At 53.3% G+C, this 14,675-nt stretch carries 11 protein-coding genes; 2 read left to right on the top strand and 9 right to left on the bottom strand.

Going from position 1 to position 14,675, the window contains the following annotated elements:
* Positions 1-41: 41 nt before the first annotated feature.
* From MW898_RS06815 to MW898_RS06830, 4 genes are read right to left on the bottom strand one after another with little or no spacing between them, the layout of a single operon-like run.
* Entirely contained in the window at positions 42-716 is a 675-nt protein-coding gene (locus tag MW898_RS06815; RefSeq protein WP_248905678.1) for a DHHA1 domain-containing protein, read from the bottom strand.
* Complete coding sequence (locus MW898_RS06820; protein ID WP_248905680.1) at positions 709-1,755, bottom strand: lipid II:glycine glycyltransferase FemX; 1,047 nt, start codon at positions 1,753-1,755, stop codon at positions 709-711. The genes MW898_RS06815 and MW898_RS06820 overlap by 8 nt, the downstream gene beginning before the upstream one ends.
* Positions 1,752-2,663, bottom strand: coding sequence for a polysaccharide deacetylase family protein (locus MW898_RS06825; protein ID WP_248905682.1), 912 nt, complete (start codon positions 2,661-2,663; stop codon positions 1,752-1,754). Before MW898_RS06825 ends, MW898_RS06820 begins: the two co-directional genes overlap by 4 nt.
* Positions 2,660-3,799 carry a glycosyltransferase family 2 protein gene (locus MW898_RS06830; protein WP_248905684.1) on the bottom strand — a complete coding sequence of 380 codons (1,140 nt, stop codon included), beginning with the start codon at positions 3,797-3,799 and terminating at the stop codon, positions 2,660-2,662. Before MW898_RS06830 ends, MW898_RS06825 begins: the two co-directional genes overlap by 4 nt.
* Before the next feature lie 257 nt (positions 3,800-4,056).
* On the opposite strand from MW898_RS06830, the gene MW898_RS06835 reads away from it, so the two are divergent.
* Together MW898_RS06835 and MW898_RS06840 are read left to right on the top strand one after the other, a co-directional pair.
* Positions 4,057-5,058, top strand: coding sequence for a GNAT family N-acetyltransferase (locus MW898_RS06835; protein WP_248905685.1), 1,002 nt, complete (start codon positions 4,057-4,059; stop codon positions 5,056-5,058).
* Positions 5,059-5,220: 162 nt separating this feature from the next.
* On the top strand, positions 5,221-6,549 hold the full coding sequence (locus MW898_RS06840) for a right-handed parallel beta-helix repeat-containing protein (RefSeq protein WP_248905686.1): 1,329 nt from the start codon (positions 5,221-5,223) through the stop codon (positions 6,547-6,549).
* 92 nt (positions 6,550-6,641) lie between these two features.
* On the opposite strand, the gene MW898_RS06845 is transcribed toward MW898_RS06840, so the two are convergent.
* From MW898_RS06845 to MW898_RS06865, 5 genes are all read right to left on the bottom strand, one after another.
* Positions 6,642-8,795: a DUF2206 domain-containing protein gene (locus MW898_RS06845; protein ID WP_248905687.1), complete on the bottom strand. Its 2,154-nt coding sequence runs from the start codon at positions 8,793-8,795 to the stop codon at positions 6,642-6,644.
* Positions 8,796-8,877: 82 nt separating this feature from the next.
* The gene (locus MW898_RS06850) at positions 8,878-9,201 is read right to left on the bottom strand and encodes a hypothetical protein (protein WP_248905688.1); all 324 of its coding nucleotides are present in this window, start codon (positions 9,199-9,201) and stop codon (positions 8,878-8,880) included.
* Positions 9,202-9,558: 357 nt separating this feature from the next.
* Complete coding sequence (locus MW898_RS06855; protein WP_248905689.1) at positions 9,559-10,497, bottom strand: UbiA family prenyltransferase; 939 nt, start codon at positions 10,495-10,497, stop codon at positions 9,559-9,561.
* A 391-nt stretch (positions 10,498-10,888) separates the two neighbouring features.
* Complete coding sequence (locus MW898_RS06860) at positions 10,889-11,917, bottom strand: polyprenyl synthetase family protein (RefSeq protein ID WP_248905690.1); 1,029 nt, start codon at positions 11,915-11,917, stop codon at positions 10,889-10,891.
* A gap of 9 nt (positions 11,918-11,926) precedes the next feature.
* Entirely contained in the window at positions 11,927-14,581 is a 2,655-nt protein-coding gene (locus MW898_RS06865) for an efflux RND transporter permease subunit (RefSeq protein WP_248905692.1), read from the bottom strand.
* Between the last annotated feature and the right edge of the window lie 94 nt (positions 14,582-14,675).

Genomic DNA, 14,675 nt, shown 5'->3' on the forward strand with positions numbered 1-14,675 from the left:
CGAGCATGCACTCGTCGTTCACGGCTTGCCTCTGTTGTTGCTCACGGCTCATTCTCGGCCTCGACGCCGATCACACGAACCGTCTGTGATCGTGGTAACTCCGTTTTGACGCGCTGGCAGGCTTCATCGAGCGGTGCTGTTGCTCCCCCGCCGGCCGCTAACCGGTCGTTACCACCCGCACCACCACCAGCCTGTTCGACGATTTCGTTTGCGATCTCATCCGCACTGAACGTACCGACCAGTGGGTCGCCGACCGCGACAGCAAACGAGGCATCACCGCGGGCAACTACGAGGGTAATTGCGTCCTCATCCAGCGCACGTTTCGCGAACGCCCGAGCGTCGGGGAGTTCCCAGCGATCGAACGCAACACACAGGACGTTTGGCTCGCCGCCCGCTGTTAGCACATCGGTTTGGGAAGTCCACCATGCGTCGGCCCACCGTTCCCGAACGGCGTCACGTTCGCGGCGCAGGTCGCGGCGTTCCTCATCCAGTGCAGTGATCCGTTCGGGGAGTTTCGGTACCGTCGTATCAAGCTCTCTGGCTGCTTTCTTCGCGGCGTGTCGATCCTCCTGCTCGATAGTGTTCGTCGTGTTCGTCTCCCAATCACGGCTGACGGCGAGGCTTTCGCGGACCATTCGCTCGCGTCGCCGCCAGTAGACAGTCGTCCCAGCAAGCGCGACAATCGAGGCGAGGCCGATGAGTATTGTATTATTCATGGATTAGCTTTTTCAACGTCGGTCCCACAGAGGGATGAGTGATGAGCGGTGCGATGTACGGCGTGATAGTCGACAACCGGCCGTATCCGTCGAGTGACGCGCGGCCAGCCCGATGCGGCGGCGTAACGAAACTCGTGAGTGGATAGTCGAATCCACCGAACTGGGCTTTGAACCTGTGGACGCTCGAGCCACGACGAGATCGGCCGAAATCAACGACCGATCGACTGGCCACACAGGCCCGCTTGATCGCTTCGACGTAGAGCAGATGGTTCGGTCGGTGGTCCCAGTGAGTGCGTTTCGAGGCGGGCGTCCAGACGATCGTCGTATCATCCCACTCGAACAGGAACACACCGGCGATTGTGTCCTCATCGTGCTGAGCGAGTAAGATCGCAACAGACTCGCCGAACGCGTCCGCAAGCGAGGCAAAAAACTGCTTGGGAAACTGTGGACTCCCGAGCCGTTGCATCGTTTCGAGATAGAGTGGATAGAACGCGTCAACAGAGCCGTCGATCACGCTGACACCGTGATCGCGTGCAGTCCGCACACACCGGCGAACGTCCTTTTCGAAGACCGACTCCCAGAGCTCATCGAACGGTCGGTCGAGTGACAACCGAATTGACGAGCCGGTCGGGACACCACCATAGCCAGCCGCGTTGTACCCACACACTCCGCTCCAACCGGTGTCCTTGATAATACGCGTTTCATCTGCATCTTGCAGTGTTGAAAGCACCGCAACGTCCACAGCGTCGTCGATTAACGGAAAGCCGTACTCACAAAAGGGGTTGAGCACACTCTGTCCGAATCCTTCAGAGACGACGAATCCTGGCACAGCCGCGTGGACTGTTCCATCCTCATTATCAGTGTCGCCCTCGGTGAGGAGAACGTGTCGAGGTTCGTATTCGAATATCGTTTCGATGGTGTGTAGCCACTCTGCAGTGTGAAACACCGTTGCGTCCGGATGTGCCTCGACAAAGGTGTTCCACTCGGGGGTGTCTATGGGACACACCGCTTGTAGCGTGAGCGTGTTCGTCTCACTCATCGGCTGTCCTCGCTCTGGAAAACTGGTGACGGTGTGTCGTAAGATACGAGATCATTCTCGTTGGCGTACTCGCGGGCAACCGAGGCAGCCGTCGTGAACGTGAACGTATCGAGGAGTGTCTCTAGCTTCGATTTTAGCCGATTGATTCCGTGGAAGCTGACAAAGCGCTTGTGTGCCGTGACTGACGGGGTCTTCACAGCAGGGTTGAACTCCCACGGATGGAAGTAAATCGTTGCTGGAAGCCCGCGTGCGTTGAGCGTTCGTATTCCCCGTTGTAGCAGTTGCGTCGGAAGCAGCCGAGCATAAAATCCACCGGCGACCGGTAGTTTAAACCGGGGGTGGAACACAGCGAGCGGCAATTCGACGAGTGCGTGATCTGCTGGTCGATCCTCAAAGGGCGCAGTCGGGTCGATCGAATACGGTCGAACGGGTGCTCCAGTGACACCGTACATCGGTGTTCGAACGGGAAATACACTCGAATCGTACTGATACTCGCTCGCCTCGAGCACCGCAATGGCCCACTGTGTCCGCGGCGTCACCGAGAAGTTTGGGGCACGAAAGCCGACCGGCATCGTGCCGGTGGCGTCCTGGATCGCCGCGGTGCTGCGTTCTATCTCATGAGAAAACTGCTCACGGGTCAGTTCGAACAACGGCCGGTGTGTATGTCCGTGCGAGCCGATTTCGTGGCCATCGGCAGCGATTTGTGCAACCAGCTCAGGATGGTCACGAGCAACCTCACCAACAACAAAGAAGGTCGCCTTCACTCCTCGACGAGCGAGGAGATCGAGGACAATTTCCACTGATTCTTCGATACGCTCGGTGGGATCGGTCACCGCATCACGGAGAAGCGTCGCCGAGTACCAGTGTTCGAGGTCGAACGAGAGAACGTTTTCGACTGGTGATCTCATCGAATCTGTCCCCGCTGTATTTCGGTGTTCGAAAAGTAGGTGCTGAGTGCGTGGAGCACGATCGCGGTGAAACAGGCAAACGTCCCAACGAGCATGAGAAATGCAGCGGTAAGCGCGAGACCGACCGGGAAGGTTCCCGATTGGATGTAGTTAGTCGCTGTCCAATAGCCAAAGCCCAGTCCACCGAACGTGAGACCGAATCCCGGAACAGCAAGCGCTGTCAGCGGACGTTCGCGCTCGATTGTCTTTAGGATGTTCCGCACAAGGACAACACCGTGGGACAAGGGTGCTTGCGTGCTCGCGTTCGCTACGTCGTACTCGACCGCGACAGCGACTTCTTCGATAGCGTAGTTGCGGTGGTGGGCGTGATAGAGGATGTCTGTGCTTGCGTCCATCGAGTTTCCGATGCTCTTGTCTGTTGCGAGCGACTGGACCGCTTCTCGGTTGTACGCGCGAAACCCGCTCTGGGTGTCGCTCACTCGAGAGTCAGAACGGATGACCCCAAGACTCAGGTTAGTTAGAGCGTTAATCGTTTTGAGCCCCATCCGACGATATAAGGACGCGTTCGACGTGGCTCCATCGACAAACCGACTACCAATGACGAGATGTGCGCCGGTACGCTCTTGGGCAGCGACGAGCCGGGGAATATCGCTGGGGTCGTGCTGTCCATCGCCGTCGAGGACAACGAGGTGGCGAGTATCGAATCTGTATGCCGTCTCGAATGCTGTTTTGAGAGCCGCTCCGTATCCACGGTTCCGTCCGTGTTCGACGACAGTCACACCTGTTTCGTTCGCTAAGACGGCTGTGTTGTCCTCACTTCCGTCGTCGATAACGAGGACGTGATCAGCGTATTTACTGGCTCGCTGTGCGACATCGCCAATCGTGGCTGCTTCGTTGTACGCGGGAATTGCTACGAGTACGGTACAGACCGCCTCAGAGTGCTCTGGCTCAGTTGTCCCACCAGTGTTGTGGCCGTCCCCACGTTCGATTGTTGCGCCGTTTGTGAGGATTCCGTCTATGAGATTGGGACCCGAGCGTGCCGACGTGCTGCTATCGTCGATGCTGTCAGCAATCACTCTTATCTGTTCGTTTGTAGGAGCAACCTCTGTGTTTCCTTTATTCGGCCCTTCGGTCATCTTTGGTCATGGCTGTGAGCTAGATGTAATGAGTAGTAAATATCAACCAGTTCAGCGAATGGAATGACTTATTAAACCGTGAATTATTTCTCAGTCGAGAACTACTTCGCGAACAAACCAGATAATCCTGTCCTCGTCTCTCGAACTGACGAGGTATAGCTCGAAAATGACAATTTGCCGAATAACATGCTATCAGTGATGCTCACCATCCAAATGATAAAATAATAACTGTTGTATATCTTATATGTATACATATCATGCACATTAAGACACTCACACTCTCTGAATGGGACGATGCGCTTCCGACTACCGGCTATGGATGGGCTCACAGACCCGAGACGCTTCAGGTCCTCGATAACTACACAAGAGGCGAACTACGTCTCTATGGAGGATTCAAAGGAGAGCAGCTAATTGGCTTACTTCCCGCTGTTATTCGAAACGAGCTCTTCGCAAAGGCAGTCATCTCTCCACCGCCTGGATTCGGAATTCCACAGATGGGACCTATACTGATGCCGACGAGCCCCAAGCAACGCAAGCAAGAGATTGTAAACCGTAAATTCACCAGCGCGATACTCGATCATGTGGCTGCCCACGATCTGCTCACGCTCTTTGGGATGTCCTGTAGCACTAAGTACGCCGACCCGCGTCCTTATCTCTGGGCAGGATTCGATGTCGAGACGCGTTTTACCTACCAGCTCCCGCTCGATGCCATAACTCCCGAGCGTCTTTTGCAGTCGTTCAGTCGTGAAGCCAGACGGGGTATTCGGGATGCGGAGGATGCAGGAGTAACTGTTACAATCCAAGGAGTCGACGGTGCGCGAGACATCTACTCGGCTCACAAGGCCCGTCGAAACGAGCAGGGTGATAACTATCCGGTGTCGTGGGAGTATATTCGTGATCTTGTGGCGACGCTTGGAGATCGTATCCGGGTCTACGTCGCCGAAACGTCCGACGGAGAGTTTGCCAGTGGTATCACAGTGGTCTACTCGAACGACACAGGGTATTCCCTCCAGGGTGGGACACGCACTGACCGCCAGAGCGGGAGCGCTAACGAACTGTTGCACTGGCGTATCATCGAAGACATACTCACAGATCCAGCACTCGCTTCGATCGACCGGTACGATCTCGGAAACGCAAACATCGAGTCCCTTGCACACTACAAAAGCAAATACAGTGCTGAGCCGGTTCCACATTATCTCATAAAATCTGGAAGGTTGATGGACCTCGCACAGAAAGCATACGAACTAATTGCCTATTAGAATCACTAAAATAACATGTATTCGTTTGTTGGTTTACGTTCTGGCACTATGAGAGAGTCCGTTTTGCTGATCTTACTGGGTGCGCAATGAGGCGATAATCAGTAGTTCCACACACTCAATGACACAATAGCCAATTCTCTCGGGGAGAATTTCTTTCTGTGAATGAGCAACGAGCCGATGTCGATCAGAAGGCGAACGTTCTTAGCGATCGTGAGCGCGAGTAGCGCTGTGATCGCCGGCTCGTTTTTGCACCGACCAGACGACAAACGAGATCACACTGCGGAGCCGCTAATGACCATCGATCAAGTCTATCAAATCACAGAACAGTACTACATCGGACCGAAACAGGAACGCCCTCCAGCAAACGAAGCCGAAGGCACGATCTGGGAGGTGACTGACGCAAATCAGATAGGTGGAACCCAACGGACGCTCTCAGACGGCGAGCGTTGGGTCACGTTGAACATCGAACCTGACGCGCTCAATTCGTCGATACGACCGGGCGAGTACTATCTCACGCCCAACGACGGGATCGAGGGGATCCAGCGAGTGATCGACCGGACAGGGGGTAACGTTGTCATTCGTCTTGCACCAGGAACATACGCCGGTAGCGAACTCACGCTTGCCCACGGCGTTATGCTGCAGGGTTCAGGCTATAACGCGACCAAGATCAAGCTCAAAGACGGAGCAAATACCGACCTGATAACGACGCCAGATCCGCCAAAGCGCAACGTAATGGCATGCACTCTTCAGAACATCACGTTCGACGGGAATAAGAAGAACAACAGTGCTGGCAACGTCGTCTATGGTGCATTCTGGAACAGCCGATTCATCAATTGTGGGTTCCATTCCGCACCTGAGGCCGGATTTTGGCTAGCTGGTTCCGTGGCAAGCACTGACGACAACCACTTTACAGGCTGTCAGTTCACCACCAACGAAGGAGTGGGTCTTCGTGGCGGTGCGAATAAAGAATCACATCCCGCTGTCGGTGTTGTGCGTGTTGACACCAACTGGTTCGGACACAACGGCGGTCCGGCGATCGTCGCCCGTGGAAATTCGTGGAAGATCACCAACTCTAAACTCTATCATAACGCCAGCGAGCGGGGCGCATCGATTGAACTCGATCGATGCAGCTATGCGACCGTTAGCGGCTGTGATAGCTACCTGGGACGAACGGATCGAGATCACATCACGGTACGGGCGTCCAAAGGTGTGAACAGCGTCGGAAACCAGATCAAAAACAATGATTTTCGCGGAGAGTATCGATCAGCGGTACGATGTCTTGCCGACGCGGATGAGATCACAGCGCTCCAAGTTCATGGAAACACGATACAAAACAGTGCGAACGCAATCGGTGGGATCATCACGCGCACTGAGAACGGTGGATCGTTTGCTAACTGTTCGTTCAAAGACAACATTTTCACCAGCACGATGGCCGGTTCGAAGATTAATCTCTCTGCTGGATGGGTCAGTGTAGGAAATCTCAACGCCTAATAGTCTGGGACATCTTTATCTCTCGTCTCGCTGAACGAATCTTGACATTGCGAAGTGACATCAAGTTCGTTGCCAGCACGACAGCAACGAGATCACCGCGAGACGTAGTAGATCGTCACTTGTTCGTTGCTGTACACTACCTCAGCCGTCGAGAGAGTCTCCGTATAGAATGGTGTCTTTTGGACATCAATGTACTCGCTGTCGCTATTCAGCTTCCGCATCGGCTTCTTGCTCACGTAAACGTATGCACTATGGTTCAGTGACGTTCGTTTCAGCCAGATTGGCTCCAGCTCATCCGCAGGGACCACCTCGCTCACGAGCAACCCGTCTCTGCTTTTGATATGACTCCATTCGTTGTAAACCGCGGTAGGCTCGTCGTTTGCGTGGTTCGCTAACCATCTCGTGGCTTCGACCTCGCTTTGACTGTACACCGGCCAGCCGGCATCTTCGTCCATGTTGATGTTGTATGGAGGTACTTGCTGACCAGCGAGCGCGAAGATGGTGCCTGAGCTGAATAGAAACAGCACGGCGAGAAACACCGCAAAGAGACCGTCAATGGGGATTGCATCGATGCGCGATCGGAGATCACTCCGTGGAAGAAAGCCAGCGAGTTGTGAAACGATCGAGACCGCAGTTCGTGATCCAACGAGCGCAAAGGGCGAAACTACGAACAGAGCGATTTGGAGCGTCCGGTCGAACCCCATCCCGAACGTGAAGACGACCGACGCAACGAGGAATGCGAACACACCGGCTGAAAACAGGCTATACTCGACGGATCTGGCATCGTCAGAGCTAGTGACAGTCGAATACAACGCGCTGATCATTCCGACCCCGATGAGCCCCACCAGTGCGATATACAGGAACTTATAGAGAATCCAATATACCGACGTGAATCCTGTCGTTGCGTAGGCCGCGCCGCTTCGCTCGGTCGTCGGAAACGGCAATGACGCTACGATCTCGTAGCCGACTCCGACGACGCGATAAAAGTTCACTCCGGAGGCAGAGAATAGATACCAGACGATCCAGAATCCCCCGAGGAAAGCGATGAGACCCGGTCGAGAGATTCGACCGTCGATATCTGTCTGAGTCAGCACCTGCAGTCCGTGGCGAGCCACGACGGTACCGCCGAGAAACGCGGCGAATAACAAACTAACGCCGTAGTGTGAGAACGTGAGTCCGATGGCGAACGAGATACCGATGACCCATTGCTGTATGTCTGATAGTCCGTCATCGAGAAACACGACAAGCAGGAATACGGCGAACAGTCCCGCAACCAGTTGCTTGTCGGGCATATCTTTGAAAAAGCCGTAGTAGAACACGAGCGCAAACGGAGCTAGTGTAGCGATGGAGCGGTCCTCGAAGGTGCTCCGTACAATATACCAGACGCCGAGTGGTAGTAGCGATACGAGCAACGGATAGATGGCCTTGTAGACCCAGATGAGATCCAGTCCTGTAACCTTCGAATAGACGGCCGCCAACAGCGTGACCGTTGCAAGTGAGTTACTCGGGGATCGCCGCCCTGGATCCCAGTACTCATTGTTGAGGATGTCTGCTGCCGTGAAATACTCGAAATGAATATCGAAGCCCCACAGATGGCCCGAAACCAACGTCATCTGGAAGAGGACAGACGCCGACACCGCCCAGATTGCGTAGGGTGCCAAGGTAGACGACTCTTCCCACCACCAGAGTAGCAATGGTACGATCGAGAGCAAGCACAACAGCACGATGAGTAATCCATTAGATCCGCCGTCGGTGAGTATCGTGACGAGTACTGAATACACGGGCAACAGGCTCAGTCCTACGACGGCAACCCAATCGCGGCCCGATAGCGATAGCGACTGTAGCGGCGAGGTGGATCGACTGCTAGTGTAGCGAGCAGTGCTCAATCCAAGCACGAGCACCGACACAGCGGCTGTCAGGTGTCTCGACGTGAGCGGACGATCGAAGCCCAGCAGTGGCAGTGCAGCGTTGAGTATGAGCGAGAAGACAGTCACGATAGTCAAGCTGAGACCAACCGCGTAGATAGCGGTTCGACCGGAGGGCTGGTCATCAACCCTGAGCAGTGCAACGAGCAAATATCCCGGCACAGCCGTGAGAAGGATAACCCCAAAGACGGGACGCAAAACGAGACTTCCCGGTAGTTCGCCACCGAGAGCAATATTGGTCAAGAGATACGCGATCATCACGGCGAGTGACACCGATTTCGTCCAATTAAAAAGCCGATCCATATCGTATCGTCTGTTCATCTTTTGCCTCCTCTGTGATAATCAATGAGTGAATAAACCGATCAATGGACTCGTTGAACCGTGAAACTGAACGCTGCAGAGGCTACTGAGCGATGGTCGGGAACGCATCTGTTCTCTGAAACGGCCATCCGTCACAACACCGACAGTGATGATCGATTAATCGAGATACTCCCGGGACGTTAGATTGGTCTGCTGTGTCTGTCGCGTTCGGTGAGCGGGTTGCGTCGATTGGATGTGGTAGCTGATAGAGATTCGCGGTTGTATCGTCACGGACAGCGGTCAAGAGGACTGTATCATCTACTGAAACGAGAAGTTCTTTGTAGTCGTAGATGTGTCTCTTCGGGACGATTACGACACCGCAATGATCGCGGACGGGGACCGAATTACACCTGTCGGTGATGCCCATGGACAGTTCATCGTCGCAAAGCAAGGATGAGAGTGTTCCCCACTGGAGAGCAGCCAGCAGAAGTGTATCTAATAACTGCTAAAATCACTGGTGCATCCGGTGAGTACGCATTCCCAGCGTTTCATATCAGGTATTTATACAGTGACAGAGAAGAACTATATACACCCCAGAGTGTTTGTGGAGACTGTCTCATACAACAACAGATTAACCGTTCTCGTGTCTGCTCACGATTAATGACGATATTATTATGTTAAAATGATAATGGCGAGTTTATCGTCAATAGAAGAGAAGAGATGCCAACGTACTCCTCTTCTATTCAGCCAATCCACAGCGTCGAGATATTTCACTCCGGTAAAATCACAAGATTGACACCTGAATCCCATAGTATCCGATACCAAGCATCAACAAGTAGATCCCATTGATCGCATCTAGCTCATACACTAACCGATGATATTTGTCAGTTCTGTCGTATAGTAGATATACGACAACCAGCGCCAGAACCGCGAAGATCGGTAGCCAAGAGTAGAGTTGAAACACCATCCCGAAAATAAAGTAGGAGGCAGGAAGTCCCACAATGAGCAGCCGTCGGACGCGATCGCGTCCGAATTTGACGACGAAGTTCTCACTGTCTGATTTCTCGTCGTGTTCTGCGTCTTTGATATCTTTATACGAGACGTTAATTGTCATCACGAGTGTTATCAGTGTGAATATGAGTCCCGTGAACGGTGACGGCTGATCGACAACCGTCGCCGATCCAAGGAGGAAACAACAGCCTCCCAACAGACCAATCGAGAGCATTGCAGTGTACGCATTCGATTTCAATCGGATTGGTCGAATAGAATACGCTGCGAAGACGACGATGAATCCAAGCACACTGAAAAGAGCGTATGCATTGATCGCGAACGCAAACAATCCTCCGAAAACGGACAATGCGACTCCCGTAAGCAGTGTTATTCTATCTGGGATTTCGTTCTGTGTTGTTGCTCGGTTTTGGTTTGAATGTTTGTCCGTGTCCTTATCGTAGAGGTCGTTGATCAACCACTGACCCCAGTTAGCGAATGACACGGCGACGATTGCTGCACCCAGTAGGAAGGGGAGTTCTTGTGAAACACTTCCATCTTTCAACTCGAACAACATCCCGAACGCGATCATTCCCCAGTAGGCGAACGTACAGGGGACCATTCTCGAAATTCGCTTTGCGAGCAACGTGGTTGCTTGAGTTGAATTGATTACGAGAGCTAAAGCTCCGATCCCGACAGTACCTGCTAACAGTGTGAAGTTGGTGACTACAGCCATATTCAGATCTTTCACTCCCTATGTTGTATTTTACGGGTAACTTCTGCGCTGTGTGGTGACATCGTGAAACGTGGATGTACGGACGATACGAGTCTGCGTGCGTTTACAACCGTCATTTATGCGCATGTCACGTATTTATTTTTAATCCGATATGCTGAGTTAGTAGATGCGGTGGTACTTTTTAGCAATTATGTTTTTATTCTATCATTGCCTAATTGTTTTAATATCCAAATACATCCGTCTCAGAGGTGATCACACTATCATCAGTTATCAGCAATCACCGGAAATGCCGGTCGTACTGGATAAAACCGGGTTCAGTTCTACCGTGGGATCCAAATAGAGATAACCATCATCGCTTGTAATCGACTGGGATTCAGTGAGTCGAGCAGTGCTACTGACCTTGTGAATCAGTTCCCCGTTCTGTGACGAATTGACAGAGTGCAATAAGCCGATCTCGTTGGTGAGAGTCTGGTAGAGCAGCTAGTACATTCATAGCGTCGCTGGCGTTTGTTTTCATCCGCTGGCGAGCGAAGCCGATACTGCCATTCGATTCAAACCGCTCACAGACAGTGTCAATATCAGCACCAGAGGTTTCGGTCGGAGGCTTATCCAAAATGTCGTAGATTTTTTCCTCGTCAGCATGAACCACCATGAGCGTTCGTTTTCCTTCACGGATATCGTTGCCTATGCTATCTCTGCCGTTGCCCTGCTCAAGATCGAGCACATCGTCCCGGATTTGAAACGCCTGCCAGAGTCGACCGAGCCGCCGCTGATCGATTCCGATCGTCGTTCCACTGGCCAGCTGTGGTGCAGAAATGCAGAAATCGAGCAGCACACCGGTTTTCTTCCAGACCATCGTGAGATACTCCTCAACAGTACAGTTTCGCCGATTGGTAAAGTCGAAATCAAGCTGCTGGCCCTCTGTCATCGTCCGAACTGTCGCAACTGCTCGGGGAATGACTGCTTCGGGAAGCGATTCGAGCGCGTGGGCCAAGAGCATATCACCAATATTGATCGCATCACACTGGCCGAACTCCTCCCAGAACGCTGGTTCTCCACGACGTACTTGGTCGCCGTCTGCCAAGTCGTCGTGAACCAACGCGTAGGTGTGTATTAGCTCAATTCCCGCCGCGAGATCGAGTGCGAGATCTCGGTCGAGACCACAGAGTTCCGCAGCAGTGAGTGTGAGTCCGGGTCGGATACGCTTTCCTCCCGTTCGTATTTGATACATCAGTCGCTCACTGAACGAGGAGTCATCGACGATATCGTCGATACGGTCGTCGACCACCGGACGAATTTCGTTCTTGAGCCACTCGAACACGGCAGACGGCGTGACACTGCCGTTGGTAACGCTGGTGTCGGGGGTCGAATTTCTGAGGTCGATGTCATCAGATGGTCGTGACGGAACGTGATCGTGCATTGTATCTCCTCAATCGTTCGTCGTTGTCTTTTCTACGGGGTTGTTCTTCCCTGCAGGGAGATCTTCACCTACCGCTTGCGTCCAGAGTATCAGTAACGAAGGCAGAACGAGCACGCTGGCGATGAATGCGTACACAATCGACAGCGCAGTAATGACACCGAACTGTCGTAGTCCTGGAAGGAACGTGAACGCCAGCACACCGAAACCACTGGCGGTCGTGACTGCACTACTCAAAAGTGCCCCGCCAGTCCCTTCGACGGTTTTTGTGAGTGCCTCCCACGGGGTACTGTGCTGCGTCAGTTCGTGACTGTATCGTTCAGTGATGTGGATAGCGTAATCGATTCCGAGTCCGATCGAAATGCTCCCGATGACAGCAGTTGTGAAGCTGAATGGGATATCGAGTAGATACATCGTTCCAACGATCCAACTCACGCTGAGAAGGGTCGGAATTAATGTCAATCCACCGAGTGTCGCTCGTCTTCCCGATAATCGAAACGCAACCAGAAGCAAGAGGAAGACGAGACCAATGGTCAAGGCGAGACTCTCGGTCACCGTCGCCGTAACCCGCTCCATCAATTCTTTGTCTACGACTGGCCCGCCGGTCACGGTGACTGTGACACCATCGTGTTCTGCGGCCGTGGCAATTGTTTTCGTTTCCGAAGCAACATGGCTTGGTGCGTGTGTGCCACCGACTGAGATACTCATCCGGATAGCCTTGTATTCTCCATCGTCACGGTAAAGCAACTGGCTTGCTTGATCGGGTGCCGCTCCGAACAGCGAGTCGTAAACTGCAGTGATGTTCCGGTCGGGGACGCCATCGTTGTCGATGTCGGCTGCACGTAGAGTTTTGTTAACAGTTTTATTTCGGTGTGCAACTTGATGAGCCAGCGATAGTGGCGTGTGTACGGCAGGTTCTCCACCCGGTCCGACGTACGTTGTCTCCGATTGGGTGGCCTTCTCTCTAGTTTTGTTCAGTTGTTTGAGCGTCTTGGGTGTGGTCACTGCCCCCTCTATGAGGACGGTGGTCTGTTTCTCCGGTGACTGAAAGTTCGATTGGATGTAATGGAGGTTCTCTTTGACCGTGTAGTTCGAAGGTGCGAGCGAATCCGGAAGCGATTCAGTCCACTCTGGTGGATCATCAGCAATGAACTGCTCTTCGGAGAACGAACTGCCAACCTGTGTTCCCGCGTACGCACTTCCAGCACTCACCAGTACAATAGTAAGCAGCACAACGAGAGGTGCGCGGCGTGCAGCCCGGACACCGAGCATCAAGAGCCAATTCAGCCGACTCTTGTCCGTACCAATAGCGCGCTTTTCTCGGTCGAATCCGAACCGTTCGAGCAGACTATCCAGTTCGATCTTCAGTGCCGGAATGAATGCCCCGAAGATCACCAGCGCCGAGACGATCCCGACTGCGCTTACGATACCGAAATTTTGGACTGCTGGGAGGCTGCTTGTGACGTTTGTCAGGAATCCAATTGCAGTGGTCGCAGTCACCAGTGCCAATGCGACACCGACTTTGCTCACCGAATGACGCATGGCATCCCGAATACTCCGATTGTCCTCTGCTTGTTCCTCCCGGTACCGCATTACGACGTGAATACTGTAGTCGATCGAGAGTCCGATGAGAAGCACAGGGACTGCTATCATCATCTGATTGAACGTCATCCCTGCCCAGCCCATGAAACCGAATGTCCACAGCAGGACGAGGAAGATGCCGAAGAAGCCCAGCGTGATGTCCAAGAGATCGCGGTACGCAAAGAGGAGAGTGCCGAGAACAAACAACAATGTCAGTGGTCCAATAATAGCGAAGCTATCTGCCATCGAATTCGTCTCTTCGATCGTCATATATCCGTGGCCAAAGATAGCATGATCATGGGCGCTGTCCCGGGATTCAGCAAGATCACGCACAGCCACCTGCGCGTCGGTGGTGCGGTCCGTCAGCGTTGCACCACTCGTCGTATCCACCGCTGTACGTTGGTTGATCACCATCATTCGCGCGTCTGCGGTGTCCGTTCCCGGTTCGTAGTGTTTCGAGAGCAACTGGAGACCGACTTCTCCAAGCGGACTCGTCGTGTCTTCGCTGAAGAGATTGGTGACCAACCGATCGATTTCGGTGGCGTTCATCGATTCCAGCTGTTTGATCTGCTCGTCGATCGGAGGTGTCGAGGCTTCTTGGGATGATCTGGTTGCGTTTGCTGACTCAGGACGATCTGTGTCCGCTGTCTGTGTATGTCCGCGCGGAATTTTCCCCCTCTGACGGTCCGTCTGTTGGTCCTGAAGGACGGCAGCCTGCCCAACGATGCTTGCGACACTCGTGATCGGAGTTTCATCGACGAGGGTTCGGTTGACTGTCTGATTTTCTCGAAGCGACTGCTGGTAGCTGAGAGACCGAATAAGCGATGACTTCGAGAGAACATCTCCAGTCTCGTTCCGTGTGACGACGAGCACCTGCGTCGTCCGATTTCTATCACCGCCAAAGTGCTGTTGTACGTATCCATTCTTTTCGATCACTGTCGACTGTCCCTCGACAGACTCGAACGATGTTGACTCCTCGACGTGAACGCTCCCTGCACCGATGATGAGAGTCGCCACGAACAGCACAGTGATGACACTGCGGCTGTGATCAGTGATGAATCTGGCGAGTCGTTTACTCCAATCCATCTGTTCCTCCATTCGTACTCGTCTCTTTTTCGCTCCAGATCATATATTCCACATATTCCGAATATAGCTTATAATACATAAATGTGGTTTGGCG

Origin of the sequence: Halocatena marina, assembly GCF_023276375.1 — an archaeon.
GTDB classification, from domain to species: domain Archaea; phylum Halobacteriota; class Halobacteria; order Halobacteriales; family Haloarculaceae; genus Halocatena; species Halocatena marina.

Excerpts from the sequence above, each read along its gene's own strand:
- MW898_RS06835 (WP_248905685.1), top strand. The coding sequence starts at position 4,057 with ATGCACATTAAGACACTCACACTCTCTGAATGGGACGATGCGCTTCCG.
- MW898_RS06840 (WP_248905686.1), top strand. The coding sequence starts at position 5,221 with ATGAGCAACGAGCCGATGTCGATCAGAAGGCGAACGTTCTTAGCGATC.
- MW898_RS06830 (WP_248905684.1), bottom strand. The coding sequence starts at position 3,799 with ATGACCGAAGGGCCGAATAAAGGAAACACAGAGGTTGCTCCTACAAAC.
- MW898_RS06865 (WP_248905692.1), bottom strand. The coding sequence starts at position 14,581 with ATGGATTGGAGTAAACGACTCGCCAGATTCATCACTGATCACAGCCGC.
- MW898_RS06820 (WP_248905680.1), bottom strand. The coding sequence starts at position 1,755 with ATGAGTGAGACGAACACGCTCACGCTACAAGCGGTGTGTCCCATAGAC.
- MW898_RS06825 (WP_248905682.1), bottom strand. The coding sequence starts at position 2,663 with ATGAGATCACCAGTCGAAAACGTTCTCTCGTTCGACCTCGAACACTGG.
- MW898_RS06815 (WP_248905678.1), bottom strand. The coding sequence starts at position 716 with ATGAATAATACAATACTCATCGGCCTCGCCTCGATTGTCGCGCTTGCT.
- MW898_RS06850 (WP_248905688.1), bottom strand. The coding sequence starts at position 9,201 with ATGGGCATCACCGACAGGTGTAATTCGGTCCCCGTCCGCGATCATTGC.
- MW898_RS06845 (WP_248905687.1), bottom strand. The coding sequence starts at position 8,795 with ATGAACAGACGATACGATATGGATCGGCTTTTTAATTGGACGAAATCG.
- MW898_RS06855 (WP_248905689.1), bottom strand. The coding sequence starts at position 10,497 with ATGGCTGTAGTCACCAACTTCACACTGTTAGCAGGTACTGTCGGGATC.
- MW898_RS06860 (WP_248905690.1), bottom strand. The coding sequence starts at position 11,917 with ATGCACGATCACGTTCCGTCACGACCATCTGATGACATCGACCTCAGA.